Genomic DNA, 14,663 nt, shown 5'->3' with positions numbered 1-14,663 from the left:
GGGCGGCGGTGACCGGTGGTCGGAGCGGTCGCCGTCCCGCCGGTCTTCCTATCGAGGAGTGGGTGCGTCGCATGGACAGGTCCGGACTGATCGAGGCGGTCACGCGCAAGACGGCGAACGGAGACGGTCCGTCGCCCGAGCAGGTCGGCCGGATCGTCGACGCCGTGTTCGGCACGGTCGAGGAGGCGGGCGCGATCGCCGAGGCGCTCAGGGAGGGCGTGACGGTCACCCTCCTCGGGTTCGGCAGCTTCCACGACGAGGACGGCGAGGTGGGCCTGCGGCCGGGCAAGGCCCTCGACGAGTTCGTCCACGGCCAGGTCGGCTGAGGACCGGACGCGCCGGTGGCGGCCGTGACGCTGCGGGCCGCGGGCCCGGCACCCGTCGAGGACGTCTGGGCCCGCTACGCCGTGCCCGCCCTCTGGCCGACGTGGTCGCCGCAGATCAGGGCGGTCCGCGCGGACGGCGCCCGGATCGCGCCCGGCATGCGCGGCGAGGTCGTCTCGTTCCTCGGCGTCTCCGTGGGGTTCGTCGTGGAGAGCGTCGACGAGGAGCGGCGGCGGTGGACGTGGCGGGTCGCGCTCGGACCGGTGCGCCTGCGGCTGCGCCACGCGGTCCTCGCCCGGCCGGCCGGATCGGCCACGACCCTGCGGATCGAGGGACCGGCCGTCGCCCTCGCGGCGTACGCGGGCCCGGCCCGATGGGCTTTGGGGCGTTTGGTCCGTGGAAGGGGCGGAGATCCCGTTCGGCCGGATTAGTGTGGAGATCATGTCCGACACGCACGACGACGGCCCTCCTCCCCGCGACGACTCCGCGGACGGCCCTTCCCGCGACGGCTCCCCGGGCGCTTCTCCCCGCGACGGCCTCCCGGACGGTGGTACGGAAGGGGAGGAGGCGCGGGCCGCGCCGCCGCACGGCGCCCACGGACGGCCGCCGAGCCGGTCCGAGCGCTGGACGGCGTTCGCCCGTTCGCCCTTCCTCCCGGCGACCGTGCTGGTCCTGATCCTGGCCGCTGCGGCCGCCCTGTTCGCCGGCTCGTACACGTACACCATGGCGAACCCGACTCCCCGTCACATCCCGACGGCCGTCATCGGGGCGGCGGACTCGCCCACCGGCAGGACGTTCACCGAGGGGATGGAGCGGGCGCTCGACTCCTCGCTCGAACTGCGGCCCTACCGGACGCGCGCCGGGGCGCTGGACGCGGTGAACGAGCAGGAGGTCTTCGCCGTCATGACCCTGCGGGACGGCCGCGTCTCCTTCGACGTCGCCGGCGCCTCGGGGGCCTCGGTGGCCCAGCTCCTCGTGGAGTCGGCGGTGGAGGTGGGCCGGGCGACGGGAGTGCCGGTCACGGTGGCGGACGTCAAACCGCTGCAGAAGGGCGACCCGCGCGGCCTCGCGCTGTTCTACGTCTCGCTCGCCGCGGTGATCATCGGGTTCGTGGGAGCCATCCAGCTCAGCGTGCACGCGAAGCCGCTGAACCCGGCCGAACGGATCGCCTTCACCGCGCTCTACGCCCTGCTGGGCGGATTCGCCATCGCCGCGACCGTGGACTGGCTGCTCGGCGCCCTCGACCTGCCGTTCGTCGAGTCGTGGCTGATCCTCGCGCTGACCATGTTCGCCTCGGGCATGGTCTTCTCCATGTTCAACACCCTGATCGGGCGCTGGGCCATGCTGCCGACCTGGGGGCTGATGGTGCTCCTCGGCAACCCCTCGTCGGGCGGAGCGGTGTCCTGGCCGCTGCTGCCGTCGCCGCTCGGGCACATCGGCCAGTGGCTGCCGCCGGGCGCCTCGGTGAACGCGCAGCACACGGCGGTGTACTTCGGAGGACACCAGCACCTCTTCCCCTTCGTGGTGCTCGCGGGGTGGGCGCTGGTGTCCTCCGCCGTGTTCTGGGTCTGGCGGCACCGCCATCCGGGCGGACGGGAGCGGGGCGGGGCGCACGCGGCGATGTGACGCCCCGTGCCGCCCCGCCCCGCTCCCGGCGGCTCCTGCTCCCTACCGCTGAGGGGCCGAGGTGGTCAGGAGCCGGTTGAAGAACGAGCGGTACTCGCGCAGTGCCACGCGAAGGGCCTCCGTGTCGGCCTCCCGGCCCTCGCTCCACTGTCCTTCGAGGGTCTGCTTGTGCTCGGCGAAGGCGGCGGCCAGCGTCTTCATCACGTCGGCGACGAGCTCGTCGGCCGAGTGGACCGCCTCGCGCGGGTCGTCGACGAACCGGCCCTGGACCTCGCGCCAGCGCTCGCGGTACGCCTCGCCGTCCGCCGCGTTCAGCAGGTCCGGGACGTGCTCGTCGTCCCCGTGCCCCACGGCGCTCGACAGCGGACCGGGACGGACGCCCGGCTCCTCGGGCCTCGGGGCCTGAACGGGGCGACGGGCGCCCTGTCCGGGGAGGCCGGGCTCGTGCGCCGACGCCGTGCCGCGCTCCGCGGGGACGGGCGACCGCTCGGCCGCCGGATCCCGGTCCGCGCCCTCTCGCCGCTCCGCCTTCTCGAACGGGCCCGTCTTCTCGGGCCGGTCGGTCGGGTCGGGCCGGGTCGTCAGGTCGGCCCGGTCCGTCACGCCGGACCGCTCTGCCGTTCCGGGCCTCTCCGTCACGCCGGGTCGGCCCGTCGCTCCGGGCCCCTCCGTCGCACCGGACCGGTCCGTCACTCCGGTCCGGTCGGCCGCCTCGTACTGATCCTTCTGATCCTTGTGTCCGGGCCGGTCCGTCGTCTCGTGACGGGCCGTCGTCCCGTGGGGTTCGGCCGCCGCCTCGCGTTCGGCCGTGTCGTGATCGCGCATGTGTTCCACCTCCGTGTCAGGACCGGCGGGAGCCGGCCGGCTCGTCGTCGGTGAGCAGGTCGTCGAAGAGGGCCCGGTAGTGCACCATCGCCTCGCGCAGCTGTTCGGTGGTGGCCGAACGCGAGGAGCTCAGGGCGTGCACCTCCTGGGCGGCCCGGTAGTGCTCCAGCGTGCGGCCGTGCCGCACGGACAGGTCGCGCATCCGCTGTTCGTACCCCTCGGTGGGGTAGCCGCGCTCGTGCATCAGGGCGGTCACCAGCCGGTCGGCCTCGTGCACCGCGCCCTCCGGCGCGTCGACGAACTCCTCCTGGAGCTCCCTCCACCGCTGTGCGTACTGTTCCCTCGTGCCGCTGGGCAGCGGCTTGATGTCCAGTTCCTGGTAGCGCCGCTCCCGGGCGTCGAGGTCCTGTTCGGCGGCCCGCCTGCTGCCCGTCTCCTCGACGGCCCGGTCGTACTCGGGTCCGAACCGGTCGCGCAGACGCGCCCGTCGCCGGTGGTTCACCGCGGCGACGGTGACGAGCGCGACCACCACGACGGCGGCAACGACGATGGCCAGGACGATTCCGGTCGACATCGACTCGCACCTCTCGCTGTGTCTTGTCCGTAGCACCTCGGCTGCCCTGAGCCCCGTGCTCCAAACGGACGCGACGTCACATCCCGTTTCCGCCGACCGGGACCGCGTCCGCGCCGGCGCCGAAGGCGCGGCGGTAGGCGGCGGGGGAGACGCCGAACGCCGTCCGCATGTGCGCGCGCAGGGAGTTGCCGGAGCCCAGGCCGGCGCGGTGGGCGACGAGGTCGATCGGGAGGTCGGTCGTCTCCAGGAGCTGCTTGGCGAGTTCGAGGCGCTGGGCCGTGAGCCACTGCACGGGGGTCAGGCCGACCTCGTCGCGGAACCGGCGGGTGAAGGTCCGCAGGCTCATCCGGGCGTGCTCGGCGAGCCGGGCGAGGGTGAGCGGTTCCGCGAGGTGCTCCAGGGCCCAGGCGCGGGTGGCGGTCGTGTCGGCCAGGGTGGGCTCCGGGACGGGACGGGCGATGAACTGGGCCTGTCCGCCGTCCCGCCAGGGAGGCACGACGCAGATGCGGGCGGTGCGGTTGGCGGTCGCGGCGCCGTGGTCGCGGCGGATCATGTGCAGACACAGGTCGACGCCCGCCGCCGCCCCCGCGGAGGTCAGCACGTCGCCGTCGTCCACGAAGAGCACGTCCTCGTCGACCCTGACCTTCGGATAGGCCCGGCGGAACTCCGGCGCCAGGTGCCAGTGGGTGGTGGCCGGCCGGCCGTCGAGGAGCCCGGCGGCGGCGAGCACGTACGACCCGGTGCAGATGGACACCAGGCGGGTGCCGGGCCGGATGGCGGCGACGGCCGCGGCGACCCCGGGCGGCAGCGGGCCGCCGAGGACCAGCTCGGGCATGGCGTGCGTGGGCGGGACGATCACGGTGTCGGCGTTCGCGAGGGCCTCCGCGCCGGCCGTGGGCTGCACGGTGAAGCCGGCGTCGCTGGGCACCGGGGCGCCGTCGACCGTGCAGACCGTGACCTCGTAGAGGGAGCGGCCCTCGGAGTCCACGGCGCTGCCGAAGACCCGGGAGGGGATGCCGAGCTCGAACGGGGGGACGCCGGGGAGCGCGAGCACGGCGATCCGGTGCGGCGCCGCCCGGTCCTCGTCCCGCTCGTTCCGCACCGTCCGGCCGTGTGTCGTTCCCATGGCCGGATCCTGTCACATAGTGGCCGTACGGCCAACACCACGGGCGGGCGCCGCACCGGATCGTGGACCCGTCGCCGCGGAAGGGTTCCGGGGCGCACGATCGAGACGGAAAGAGGCGGACGGCATGCGCGCGGTGGTCGTGGAGCGGTGGGGCGGTCCCGAGAACCTGGTCGAGCGGGACGTGGAGCGTCCCGAGCCCGGCCTGAACGAGGTCCTGGTGCGGGTCCACGCGGCCGGGGTGAACCCGGTGGACTGGAAGACCCGCGCGAGCGGGGCCCTGATCGGCTGGGGCGACGTCCCGGCCGTCGGCTGGGACGTGTCGGGCACGGTGGAGGCCGTCGGGCCCGGCGTGGGGCACCTCCGCCCCGGGGACGAGGTCTTCGGCATGCCGCTCTTCCCCCGCCAGGCGGGCGCCTACGCCGAGTACGTGGTGGCCCCGGCCCGGCACCTCGCCCCCAAGCCCGCCTCCCTGACCCACGTGGAGGCCGCGGCGCTGCCGCTGGCCGGGCTCACCGCCTGGCAGGCCCTCGTGGACGCGGCGGACGTCCGCCCGGGGGAGCGCGTCCTCGTGCACGCGGCGGCCGGCGGGGTGGGACACCTCGCCGTGCAGATCGCCAAGGCGCGCGGGGCGTACGTCATCGGCACGGCGAGCGCGGCCAAGCACGCCCTGGTGCGGGAGCTGGGCGCGGACGAGGTGGTCGACTACCGCGAGGTCCGCTTCGAGGACGTCCTCCGGGACGTGGACGTCGTCCTCGACGGCATCGGCGGGGAGACGGCCGAGCGCTCCCTGAAGGTGCTCCGCCCCGGGGGCAGGCTGATCACCCTGCCGGGCCCGGACGACGTCCCCGCCGCCCCGGAGGGCGTACGGGCGGTCTGGGTCCTGGTGGAGCCCGACCACCTCGGCCTGCGCGAGCTCGCGGCCCTGGTGGAGCGCGGGGAGCTGCGGCCGGTGGCCGACACCGTGCTTCCGCTCGCCGAGGCGGCGAAGGCCCACGCGATCGGCGAGGAGGGCCGCACCACGGGGAAGATCGTCCTGACGGTCTCCTGACCGTCCGACGGGCGGGGACGGGTGGCGGCCGGGGCAGGGGACGGCCCGTACGAGGGACGGTCGGGGCAGGGGACGGGTGAGGACGGCGTGCAGAATTCCGGACGGTACGTCCCCGACCGGAAGGCACCCCCATGAACCTGCCCGCAACAGGCCGCCGCGTCCTCGTCAGCGGCGCCTCCCGGGGCCTCGGGAGGGAGGTCGCCCGGGCGTTCGCGGCCAACGGCGACCGGGTCGCCGTCCACTTCGCCTCGCGCGCCGAGGAGGCCCGGGCGACCCTGGACTCCCTCGAAGGGACGGGGCACGCCCTCGTCGGGGGCGACCTCGCGGATCCGGCGACGGCCGCGGCCGTCGCCGACGCGGCGGCCGGGGCGCTCGGCGGGATCGACGTACTGGTCAACAACGCGGCGGTGAACCTCCGCCACCCCCTCGCCGAGACCCCGTACGAGGAGTGGGCGGAGGTCTGGCGGCGGCACGTCTCCGTGAACCTGCTCGCGACCGCGAACCTGAGCCACCTCGCGGCCCGGCGCATGATCGACCAGGGCTCGGGCGGACGGATCGTCAACATCGGCTCCCGGGGCGCCTTCCGGGGCGAACCCGACCACCCGGCCTACGGCGCGACCAAGGCGGCCGTCCACGCGCTCGGCCAGTCGCTCGCGGTCTCCCTCGCCCCGCACGGGATCGCCGTCGCCTCGGTCGCGCCCGGCTTCTTCGCCACCGAGCGGGTCTCGCCGCGCCTGGAGGGACCCGAGGGCGCCGCGATCCGCGCCCAGAGCCCCTTCGGCCGGGTGGCGACCCCCGCCGAGATCGCCGGGGCGGTCCTGTGGCTCGCCTCTCCCGGCGCGGAATGGGCGTCCGGCTCGATCCTCGACCTCAACGGAGCGTCCCACCTCCGGAGTTGACCAGCTGAGGTTGCCGCCGGAGCACCGCCCCGCCGGAAGGGATGTGGTGCGAAGGCACGGGATCGGCGGCGCACGGGGCGCGGATCTCATGGTTTTCACCAGGGGCCACCGCCGTACGGGTCCGGATACGTTCGCGCCGTCCGTGCGTGGTGGGAGGGGAGTCGGCGTGAAGGCCGTGGCGTTCGTACTGGTGGCGGCGGTCCTGTGGGGCACCGTGGGACCTGCTCAGATCTGGGCCGACACCGGGGCGCACCCGGTGTCGCTCGGTGCCGCCCGGATGCTCCTGGGCGGGCTCGTGCTCACGGCCCTCATGGCGCGGCCGGCCGGACTGCGCACCTTGCGGCTGCCCGGGACGCGCCGGTGGCTGGTGGTGAGCGTGCTCGTCACGGCCGCCTTCCAGGTCTGCTTCCTCCAGGCGGTCGAGCGCTCCGGAGCGGCGCTGGCGACGGCGGTCGCCTTCGGGACCGTGCCCGTGGTCGGCGGGGTGTGCGGGCGCCTGCTCTCCGGCGAGCGGCCGTCGCCGCGCTGGGCGGCGGGCACGGTCTGCGCCGTCGCGGGCATCGCCCTGCTGCTCCTCCCGAGCGGCGGAGGCCGCGCCGACGCGCTCGGCGTCGTGTACGGGGCGGCGGCCGGAGCGAGCTTCGGCGTCTACATCGCCGCCACCAAGGAGCTGGGCGCACGCGGGGCCGACCTGGACGCGGCGGCCCCGGTCAGCGTCCTGTGCGCCGGACTGCTCGTCTCCCCGTACATCCTGATCGCCCCCGAGGGCCTGGCCACGGCGCACGGCGCCGCCCTGGTGGGCTGGCTGGGGCTCGGCACCACCGCGCTCGGCTATCTGCTCTTCACCCGGGGGGTCGGCGGGCTCGCCGCCGCCACGGTGGGGACGCTGAGCCTGACGGAGCCCCTGGTCGCCACGGTGCTCGGCGTGGCGCTGCTCGGCGAACGGCCGGGGCCCCTCGCCGCCGCCGGCGCCGCGCTGCTCCTCGGCGGACTGGTCACGGTCTCCGTGCCGGAGCGCCGCCGGACCCCGGAGGAACACCTGCCGGAGCCCGTCGGACGCTGACCGCGGCGGGCGGTGTCACCGGTCCCGGTAGGCGCTCATGTTCTCCCGCACGGTCGTGGAGAAGAACATCGGCCCGATCCCGTCGGCCCTGGCCATCCCCTCCGGGGTCAGCCGGAGGACGTCGCCGGCGTCCCGCAGCCAGTGGCGCCCCAGGAGGAGGTCGAGCTGCCGGGCGAAGTCGTCCTCGAAGCGGGTGCCGAACCGCCGTTCGTAGCGGGCGGTGTCCAGTCCCGACGATTCCAGCAGGTGCTGGAGGACGTACATCCGGCGCCGTTCGTCCTCGTCCATGCGGAACGCCCACTGCGCCCGCCGGAACCGGTCGCTCGGGGTCGCGACGTACGCGTCGATGATCCGGCGCACCTCGGGCACGGCGACGGCGTAGTCGGTCGTGTAGTGCAGGTCGGTGGTGAAGGAGCGGGCGCCGACGCCGAGGCCCACCATGCCGGCCTGCTGGTTGTACTCGCCGATGCTGCTGCCCGCGGTGTCCTCGACGGCGGCGGTGCCGATCCGGCGGAAGACCCGCATCGAGGTCTGCTCGTAGCCGGCCGAGAGGAGGCGGTCGCGGCCGTAGCGGTACAGGCGCAGCCGCTGGTCGTCCCATTCGGCGGGGGTGGCGGCGTGACGGGTGCTCAGCCCGGTCAGCGGGCGCACGTACAGGGGGTAGAGGTAGATCTCCTCGGGCTCCCAGCCGAGGGCGGCGTCGAGCGAGACCTTGAAGGTGCGTTCGGTCTGGCCGTCGATGCCGTAGATGAGGTCGATGTTGAGCACGGGGAACCGCGCGTCCCTGAGACGGGCGAGTGAGGCCTCGACCTCCTCCCGCTTCTGCGGGCGGACGGCCGCGCGCGCCTCCTCGTCGACGAAGCTCTGCACGCCGATGCTCAGCCGGGTGGCGCCCCGCTCCGCGAGCACGGCGAGACGGTCGGCGGTCGCGGTGGCCGGCGAGGTCTCCACCGACCAGGAGGCCGCCCGCAGGTCGACGCCCATGACGTGCTCGGAGATGTCGCAGAGCCGGATGAGTTCGTCGGCCGTCAGATAGGTCGGAGTGCCGCCGCCGAAGGCCGCGAGGGTGAACCGTAAGGGCCTGCCCTGCGCGTCCAGGGCCTCTCTGGTGACCCTCGCCTGTCGCTCCAGGGTGTCGAGGAAGGCCCCGGTCACCTCCTCGGGGGCGCCGGTGCGGGTGAAGAGGTTGCAGAAGCCGCACCGCATCTCGCAGAACGGTACGTGCGCGTAGAAGGAGAGGGCGTCGAGGCGTTCACCGGCCCACAGGTCGCTCAGGAGCGGACCGTCGTCGAGGAGGCGGTAGGCCTTCTGGTGGGGGTAGGCGTACACGTACTGCTGGTAGGGACTCTCGGCCTCGGCCCCGATGTCGGGGAGGGAGGGCCGGGTCGACGGCGACGGAAGCATGACGGGCTTGCCCATGACGGGATCTGACTCGCTCTCGGAAGACGCTGTCACGGTGCGTGACAGATCGGGACCCTAGGGCGACCGGCGTGCCGACATCTGTAGTGCGAAGGCCAGAAAAACGGTTCCGGCGTGTGGAGTTTCGTCTGCACTTTTCGCGAAGAGGACCCTTTCCTTCCCAATGCCCCTGTTTGTGCGGCGGTCGAGGGGGCGGAACCGTCCGGTCCGGGTGGCGGGGGAGACGGGCCGTGGAGTTGGGTGTCCGCCATGAAGCGACTTCTCATCGCCGCGGGCGGTGGCGGTGACGCCATCACGGCGGCCATGGTGCACGCGGCGCTGTACGGTCCCGACGCCCCCGCGCTGGTGCTCACCTACGCCTGGGAGAGGCTGGTCGTCGACCCCGTTCCCGGACCGCGCGGCGCCGCGGACTTCACCGGTGTCCTCACGCCCGCGCCGGGTCTGCACCTCGTCACCCCGCAGACCGCGCCGAAGGCCCCGGCCGGCTCGCTGCTTCCCCGTCTGGCCGCGGACCTGCGACCCGCCCTGGGACTGCTCGACCCCTACGGGGGCACGCTCGGCCTCGCCCGCCAGATCGACGCGGCGGCCCGCTGGTGCGGAACCGACCGGATCGACCTCGTGGACGTGGGCGGGGACATCGTGGCGCGGGGGGACGAACCGACCCTGCGCAGCCCCCTCGGCGACGCGCTGGCCCTGGCGGCCTGCGCCGCCACGGGCATCCCCACGAACGTGTACGTCGCGGGGCCCGGCCTGGACAACGAAGTGCCCCTGCCCGTCCTGATGCCCCGCGTGGGCGAACCGGCCCTCACCCTCGCGCCCGAGGACACCGACGGCGTGCTGGCCGTCTTCGACTGGCACCCGTCGGAGGCCGGCGCCGTGCTCGTCGCGGCGGCCCGGGGCGTGCGCGGCGTCTGCGGTACCCGCGACGCCCCCCGCCCCCTGGTCCTCGACGACTCGGCGCGCCAGGTGCACCGGCTCACCTGCGCGGAGGCGCTCCGGCTCAACCCGCTGGCGGGGGCGCTCGACCGCTGCTCCGGCCTGGAGGCCGCCGAGGAGGCGTCGTACGAGGTGTGCGGCTTCTCCGAGATCGCACGCGAACGGCGTCGTGCCGCGACCGCGCCGGCCGTGCCGCGCCCGCGCCCGCCCGCGGATCCCGGGACCCTCCTCGCCCGGTTCGGGCGGTGGGAACGGTCCCGGCTCGCCGAGGGCCTCGACTACGTCACCACCCGCAGGATCACCGAAGAACTCGCCCTCACCCCGCTGGAGGCCGACGACCTCTACCGGAACCTGAGGACGGAGGCGCCGCCGCGCCGCGTACCCCCTCTGTGGCGCCTGGCGGACGTCCGGGGAACGTGAGCCTCCGGCCACGAGTGCCGATCGCGTGTCCGCCACGGGGTCCGGTCGACCCGCGGCGGACACACGATCGGCAGAAGCGGAAAAGCGGCACGGCGTCGGCATGGCCCTGGTCGTCGACGAGGCGGCGCTGCTGATCAGCCTGGAGGACGTCTACCGGGACACCGACGGCCGGGTGAGCATCGCCCTGGCCCTCGCGGTGATCGCCGTCGTGGGAGGGGTGCTCGCCGTGACGCGGGGGAGGCGGACCCCGAAGCGGGACCGGGACGACGGCTGAACGGTCCGGCGGCGCGGTGTGCGGCCGGACCGCGCGAGAACGCCCCACGGGGAAACAGCGTACGGCCCGCACCCTGCCCGGTGCGGGCCGTACGACCTGAGCGGCGGGTCCGCGGAACGGGGGATGCCGCGGACCCGCCGGCGAGAGCGGTCCCATGCGCTCCCGACTCCGTCTGCCCCCGAACGGCCCGCCCATGCGCACCTCCTGTCGGGTCGTCCGGCGGAGCGGCCCGGACCTGGTCGGAGCGGTGCGGCGTCGTCGACGCCTCGGGCGCTCTCGCGCTCCTCCTGCCGGCCCGAACGGCCGGACGGCGCGCAGGAGGACGCCCGGCGCCGCGCGGGCGGGAACGACCGGGCGAGCGGGCCGGGGGGCGACGCGTAACCCGTCGCCGACGGCGCCCCGGACCGGCCCGCCCCGGACCGGCCGGTCTCATCGGGGCCCGGGCCGGCCCGCCGGTTCCGGGTTCTCCGTCGTGATCTCGGGCTCCAGGCCCTCGGCCGGCGTGGTGCGGAGGCGGCCGACGTCGCCCCGCCACGCCTCGAAGGCGAGCGTGGTCGCCGTGACCACCGCGACGCCGAGCAGCCAGCCCCCGACCACGTCGCTCACCCAGTGCACGCCGAGCGCGATACGTGTGTAGCCCACGCCGAGCACCGCCACCGCGGCCAGGACCCACGGCACCGGCCGCCACGCGCGCGGGACCAGCGGCAGCAGGACGAGCAGCAGCACGGCGCAGGAGGTCACGGCCGTCATGGAGTGCCCGGAGGGGAAGGAGAACCCGGGCGCGTGGGAGACGGGATCCGGCAGGTGCGGCCGGGCGCGCTCGACCACGTTCTTCACCAGCAGGCCCACGAGGCCGCCGCCGATCGCCGTGACGGCCGCCCAGGCGGCCAGCCGGTGGGCCCGCCGCCACAGGAGCCACACCACCACCGCGGCCACCAGGATCCGCATGGTCGCGGGCCCCCACGCGACGTGCGTGAGGAAGTCGAGCACCCGCACCCAGCCGGGATGGTCGAGCGCGGAACGGTGCAGCCGCTCGGCCACGCCCTGGTCGAGCCGGTGCAGCGGAGTCCAGTGCGACTCCACCAGGACCAGCGCGAGGGAGAACGGGACGGCCGCCAGGGCGGTGAGGGCCGTGCCCACCACCAGCCGCGCGCCGAACCGCGCGTCGGGCCCGCCGTGTTTCGTCACGAACCGCCCGAGGCGACGCCTCCGGGGCCGGGGGGAAGGCTCTGTCATGGTCGGTACGGTTCCTTTCGTGGTACGCGGGCGGGGGAGCCTTATCAGACCCCGGGGTCCTCGCTGACTGGGGCGTCGACCCCCGCCCGTACGGCCTCCAGCTGGGCGGCGAAGGACAGGCCCAGGAAGAGGGAGAGCGACGTGAGGTACGACCACAGGAGCAGCGCGACGAACGCGCTCAGCGGGCCGTACACGGTGGTGAAGGAGCCGCCGGAGCCGACGTACAGGCTCAGGCCCCAGGTCGCGCCCAGCCACAGCAGCAGATGGACGGTGGCGCCGAAGGCCAGCCAGGTGTGGCCCGGCTGGGGGCGCCGGGGCGAGCGGCGGAAGACGACGCTGGTCGCCAGGACGGCCAGCAGGATCCCGATGGGCCAGCGCAGCAGGTCCCACGCGAGGCGGGTGCCCGGGGCCAGGTCGTACACCTCGATCAGGGCGTGACTCAGGTCGGAGCCCAGGACGGTGACGCAGAAGCTCAGCCCGAGGGGCAGTCCGGCCAGTACCGACATCAGGAGCCCGCGGACGTACTTGTGGAGGAACGGCCGGTCGCGCTCGACGCCGTAGATGCGGTTGGCGCCGCGCTCCACCTGGCACATGCCGGTGGTGACGTTGGAGATCGAGAACAGCAGGCCGAACCAGAGGGCCAGCGCGCCGCCGTTCCCGGCGTGCCGCCGACTCGCCTGCAGGGCGTCGTCCACGACGTCCTGGCTGGGGCCGCTGATCCGGCGTATCAGCAGCTCGGCGATCCGCCCGACCTCCTCGGTGTGCAGCACGCCCGACAGTCCTATGACCGCGATGGCGAAGGGGAGGATCGCCAGGACGGTCTGCAGGGCGAGGGCCCGGGAGTGGCTGAACCCGTCGGCGTAGCGGAACCGCACGAAGGAGTCCCGCACGAGCGCCCAGCCCCCGTAGCGGCGGAGCGTGGCCCAGGCGTCCTCCCCGGAGAGGGTCTCGCCCTGGAGGCGCAGCTCGGCCTCCACGGCCCTGACCTCACCGAGCTGCGGTACGCGCGTCGCGGTGCCCATGCTCCTCCACCTCCGTCCCGTCCTTCCCGCCCTGCTCGGCCTTCCCGCTCCCGGCCGGCGCGCCGATCCGTACCGGCGCGGGCAGGTACACCCGCAGCGCCCCCGGCTCGACCTCCGCCGTCAGCCGGGTGCCCGACGGGAGGACGTCGCCGTCGAGCTCGCGCGGCTGGGGACGGGCGAAGCGGAGGTCGACGCGTTCCGCGCCGAAGTACTCCAGCGCGCCGTGCGCGGCGGTCCGCTCCCGCGCGCCGGAGGCGTGCGGGGCCCGTCCGCCCGGCACGCGGGAGACGAGGTACCCGGCGGCGGCGAGCCAGCCGGTCACCCCGCGCGGGTCGAGCAGCACGACCTCCAGGCGGCCGCTGTCGGGCCGGGCCTCCGGCAGCAGCGGCAGCCCGCCCTGGAGGGCGCCGACGTTGCCGATGACGACCATGCGGGCCCGCCGCTCCAGCGGGACGCCCCCGTCGAGCCGGATCGACAGCCGCATCCGGGGGTCCCGCAGGTGCCGTGCGGCCGAGAGCACGTACGCGGCCCAGCCCAGGCGCTCCTTGAGCCGCGGCGAGGCGTCCCGGACCATGGCGGCGTCGAACCCGGCGCCCGCCATGACCGCGAACCGCGTCGGGGCCAGCCCGTCGCCCCGTATCCGGCCCACGTCGAGTCCGACGGCCCGCCCGGACAGGGACTCCCGCAGGGCGGCCACCGGTTCGGTCGGCAGCTCCAGGTTGCGGGCGAGGAGGTTCCCGGTGCCGCAGGGCACGATCGCGAGCGGAACCCCGGTCCCGGCCACCACGTCGGCGCAGGCGCGCACGGTCCCGTCCCCGCCGCAGACGACGACGAGATCGACCGAAGGGACGGGAGTGACGGGATCGACGGGGTCTGTCGGACCGACCGGATCGGCCGGAGCGACCGGATCGGCCGGCCCCGCGTTCCTCCCGGCCACATGGGCGGCCAAAGCGCCCGAGGGGTCCTCGGGCGTCGTGTCGGTCCACCGCTGCTCCGTGTACCCGTGGCGGTGCAGTACGGCCCGCACGCGGGCGGTGGTCTCGTCGCCGCACGCGTGCGGGTGGCGCACCACGACGGCCCGCCGCGCGCCGAGAACGGCCGGCTCCGGGGCCGTCTCGTCCTTCCGGGCGTTCGACAGCAGCGCGGACCCCACGAGCAGCAGCGTGCAGGCGCCGTTCAGGATCCCCGCCACCACGTCGGAGGGGTGGTGCATGCCCCGGTACAGCCGGGAGAACGCCACGGCCAGCGGGACCAGCAGGAGGAGCCCCACCACGAGGTTCCGCCACAGGCCCCGCAGGTGCCGGGCCGCGAGCACGGCGAGCCCCCCGTAGAGCGCCACGGAGGCCCCGACGTGACCGGAGGGGAAGCTGGACGTCGGCGGCGCCCCGTCCAGGTGGGGCACGTCGGGACGGTCGCGCTCCACGACGATGGTGACGAGCAGGAAGATCGCGGACTGCGCGGCCACGGACACGGCCAGGAACCCCGCCTCCCACCACCGGGGCACCCGGGGCAGGAGGAGCAGCCCCAGCACGCAGAGCAGCGTCAGACCGATCACGGTCTGCGTGTCGGCCACCAGGGACAGCCAGTCGGTGAGCCAGGTCGCGGAAGGGGTGCGGTGGACGGCCAGGGCGCGGTTGACGCCGTCCTCCGCAGACAGCGGCAGGTGTTCGGCCAGGGGTCCGGTGACCAGCAGTCCCAGGACGGCGACCAGGGCCGCCTGCACGGGCAGCAGCAGGAGCGCGCGGCCCGGTCTGCCCCCCACGTCGTGTGCGTTCGTCATTGCCGCCGTGTTACCCGCCGGGGGCGGGACATGCGCGGGCCGTCGTGGCCGCTCCCGGCGGGGCGTTCACGGACGCCGTGGCCCGCGCTCC

The 14,663-nt window shown here is 74.9% G+C and carries 15 protein-coding genes; 8 read left to right on the top strand and 7 right to left on the bottom strand.

What is annotated here, in order from left to right:
* Window positions 1–71: 71 nt before the first annotated feature.
* The 3 genes from AB0398_RS25235 to AB0398_RS25225 are packed head-to-tail and all read left to right on the top strand — an operon-like array spanning window position 72 to window position 1,950.
* Window positions 72–326 carry an HU family DNA-binding protein gene (locus AB0398_RS25235; protein WP_366377899.1) on the top strand — a complete coding sequence of 85 codons (255 nt, stop codon included), beginning with the start codon at window positions 72–74 and terminating at the stop codon, window positions 324–326.
* A gap of 15 nt (window positions 327–341) precedes the next feature.
* Window positions 342–755: an SRPBCC family protein gene (locus tag AB0398_RS25230; RefSeq protein WP_366377898.1), complete on the top strand. Its 414-nt coding sequence runs from the start codon at window positions 342–344 to the stop codon at window positions 753–755.
* Between the two features lie 10 nt (window positions 756–765).
* Window positions 766–1,950, top strand: coding sequence for an ABC transporter permease (locus AB0398_RS25225; RefSeq protein ID WP_366377897.1), 1,185 nt, complete (start codon window positions 766–768; stop codon window positions 1,948–1,950).
* A gap of 42 nt (window positions 1,951–1,992) precedes the next feature.
* Here AB0398_RS25225 and AB0398_RS25220 read toward each other — a convergent pair whose 3' ends face one another.
* The 3 genes from AB0398_RS25220 to AB0398_RS25210 form a co-directional block, all read right to left on the bottom strand.
* Window positions 1,993–2,775 (bottom strand): hypothetical protein, encoded by a 783-nt coding sequence (locus AB0398_RS25220; protein ID WP_366377896.1) that lies wholly within the window; start codon window positions 2,773–2,775, stop codon window positions 1,993–1,995.
* Window positions 2,776–2,791: 16 nt separating this feature from the next.
* Window positions 2,792–3,349: a hypothetical protein gene (locus tag AB0398_RS25215; protein WP_366377895.1), complete on the bottom strand. Its 558-nt coding sequence runs from the start codon at window positions 3,347–3,349 to the stop codon at window positions 2,792–2,794.
* 76 nt (window positions 3,350–3,425) lie between these two features.
* Entirely contained in the window at window positions 3,426–4,475 is a 1,050-nt protein-coding gene (locus AB0398_RS25210) for a helix-turn-helix domain-containing protein (RefSeq protein WP_366377894.1), read from the bottom strand.
* Window positions 4,476–4,599: 124 nt separating this feature from the next.
* Here AB0398_RS25210 and AB0398_RS25205 point away from each other — a divergent pair, with 124 nt between their 5' ends.
* The 3 genes from AB0398_RS25205 (at window position 4,600) to AB0398_RS25195 (ending at window position 7,485) form a co-directional block, all read left to right on the top strand.
* Window positions 4,600–5,523 carry an NADP-dependent oxidoreductase gene (locus AB0398_RS25205; RefSeq protein WP_366377893.1) on the top strand — a complete coding sequence of 308 codons (924 nt, stop codon included), beginning with the start codon at window positions 4,600–4,602 and terminating at the stop codon, window positions 5,521–5,523.
* A 131-nt stretch (window positions 5,524–5,654) separates the two neighbouring features.
* Window positions 5,655–6,422: an SDR family oxidoreductase gene (locus AB0398_RS25200; RefSeq protein WP_366377892.1), complete on the top strand. Its 768-nt coding sequence runs from the start codon at window positions 5,655–5,657 to the stop codon at window positions 6,420–6,422.
* Window positions 6,423–6,588: 166 nt separating this feature from the next.
* Entirely contained in the window at window positions 6,589–7,485 is an 897-nt protein-coding gene (locus AB0398_RS25195; protein WP_366377891.1) for an EamA family transporter, read from the top strand.
* 15 nt (window positions 7,486–7,500) lie between these two features.
* On the opposite strand, the gene AB0398_RS25190 is transcribed toward AB0398_RS25195, so the two are convergent.
* Window positions 7,501–8,889 carry an STM4012 family radical SAM protein gene (locus tag AB0398_RS25190; RefSeq protein WP_366377938.1) on the bottom strand — a complete coding sequence of 463 codons (1,389 nt, stop codon included), beginning with the start codon at window positions 8,887–8,889 and terminating at the stop codon, window positions 7,501–7,503.
* 264 nt (window positions 8,890–9,153) lie between these two features.
* Here AB0398_RS25190 and AB0398_RS25185 point away from each other — a divergent pair, with 264 nt between their 5' ends.
* Window positions 9,154–10,260: a DUF1152 domain-containing protein gene (locus AB0398_RS25185; RefSeq protein ID WP_366377890.1), complete on the top strand. Its 1,107-nt coding sequence runs from the start codon at window positions 9,154–9,156 to the stop codon at window positions 10,258–10,260.
* 100 nt (window positions 10,261–10,360) lie between these two features.
* The gene (locus AB0398_RS25180; RefSeq protein ID WP_366377889.1) at window positions 10,361–10,534 is read left to right on the top strand and encodes a hypothetical protein; all 174 of its coding nucleotides are present in this window, start codon (window positions 10,361–10,363) and stop codon (window positions 10,532–10,534) included.
* A 429-nt stretch (window positions 10,535–10,963) separates the two neighbouring features.
* Here AB0398_RS25180 and AB0398_RS25175 read toward each other — a convergent pair whose 3' ends face one another.
* Genes AB0398_RS25175 through AB0398_RS25165 form a run of 3 tightly spaced genes read right to left on the bottom strand, consistent with a single transcriptional unit; the run spans window position 10,964 to window position 14,572 of the window.
* Entirely contained in the window at window positions 10,964–11,770 is an 807-nt protein-coding gene (locus tag AB0398_RS25175) for a phosphatase PAP2 family protein (protein ID WP_366377888.1), read from the bottom strand.
* A 44-nt stretch (window positions 11,771–11,814) separates the two neighbouring features.
* Window positions 11,815–12,792, bottom strand: coding sequence for a YihY/virulence factor BrkB family protein (locus AB0398_RS25170; protein ID WP_366377887.1), 978 nt, complete (start codon window positions 12,790–12,792; stop codon window positions 11,815–11,817).
* On the bottom strand, window positions 12,758–14,572 hold the full coding sequence (locus AB0398_RS25165; protein ID WP_366377886.1) for a phosphatase PAP2 family protein: 1,815 nt from the start codon (window positions 14,570–14,572) through the stop codon (window positions 12,758–12,760). Before AB0398_RS25165 ends, AB0398_RS25170 begins: the two co-directional genes overlap by 35 nt.
* Window positions 14,573–14,663: the final 91 nt, after the last annotated feature.

The organism is Streptomyces sp. NPDC086147 (genome assembly GCF_040702165.1).
In the GTDB taxonomy this organism is placed as follows: domain Bacteria; phylum Actinomycetota; class Actinomycetes; order Streptomycetales; family Streptomycetaceae; genus Streptomyces.
The sequence above is the reverse complement of the archived record's forward strand: the minus strand, read 5'-3'. Positions and strand labels throughout refer to the sequence as shown.

Coding starts and splice junctions, on each gene's coding strand:
- AB0398_RS25235 (WP_366377899.1), top strand. CDS start 72: ATGGACAGGTCCGGACTGATCGAGGCGGTCACGCGCAAGACGGCGAAC.
- AB0398_RS25225 (WP_366377897.1), top strand. CDS start 766: ATGTCCGACACGCACGACGACGGCCCTCCTCCCCGCGACGACTCCGCG.
- AB0398_RS25220 (WP_366377896.1), bottom strand. CDS start 2,775: ATGCGCGATCACGACACGGCCGAACGCGAGGCGGCGGCCGAACCCCAC.
- AB0398_RS25215 (WP_366377895.1), bottom strand. CDS start 3,349: ATGTCGACCGGAATCGTCCTGGCCATCGTCGTTGCCGCCGTCGTGGTG.
- AB0398_RS25210 (WP_366377894.1), bottom strand. CDS start 4,475: ATGGGAACGACACACGGCCGGACGGTGCGGAACGAGCGGGACGAGGAC.
- AB0398_RS25205 (WP_366377893.1), top strand. CDS start 4,600: ATGCGCGCGGTGGTCGTGGAGCGGTGGGGCGGTCCCGAGAACCTGGTC.
- AB0398_RS25200 (WP_366377892.1), top strand. CDS start 5,655: ATGAACCTGCCCGCAACAGGCCGCCGCGTCCTCGTCAGCGGCGCCTCC.
- AB0398_RS25190 (WP_366377938.1), bottom strand. CDS start 8,889: ATGCTTCCGTCGCCGTCGACCCGGCCCTCCCTCCCCGACATCGGGGCC.
- AB0398_RS25185 (WP_366377890.1), top strand. CDS start 9,154: ATGAAGCGACTTCTCATCGCCGCGGGCGGTGGCGGTGACGCCATCACG.
- AB0398_RS25180 (WP_366377889.1), top strand. CDS start 10,361: ATGGCCCTGGTCGTCGACGAGGCGGCGCTGCTGATCAGCCTGGAGGAC.
- AB0398_RS25175 (WP_366377888.1), bottom strand. CDS start 11,770: ATGACAGAGCCTTCCCCCCGGCCCCGGAGGCGTCGCCTCGGGCGGTTC.
- AB0398_RS25170 (WP_366377887.1), bottom strand. CDS start 12,792: ATGGGCACCGCGACGCGCGTACCGCAGCTCGGTGAGGTCAGGGCCGTG.
- AB0398_RS25165 (WP_366377886.1), bottom strand. CDS start 14,572: ATGACGAACGCACACGACGTGGGGGGCAGACCGGGCCGCGCGCTCCTG.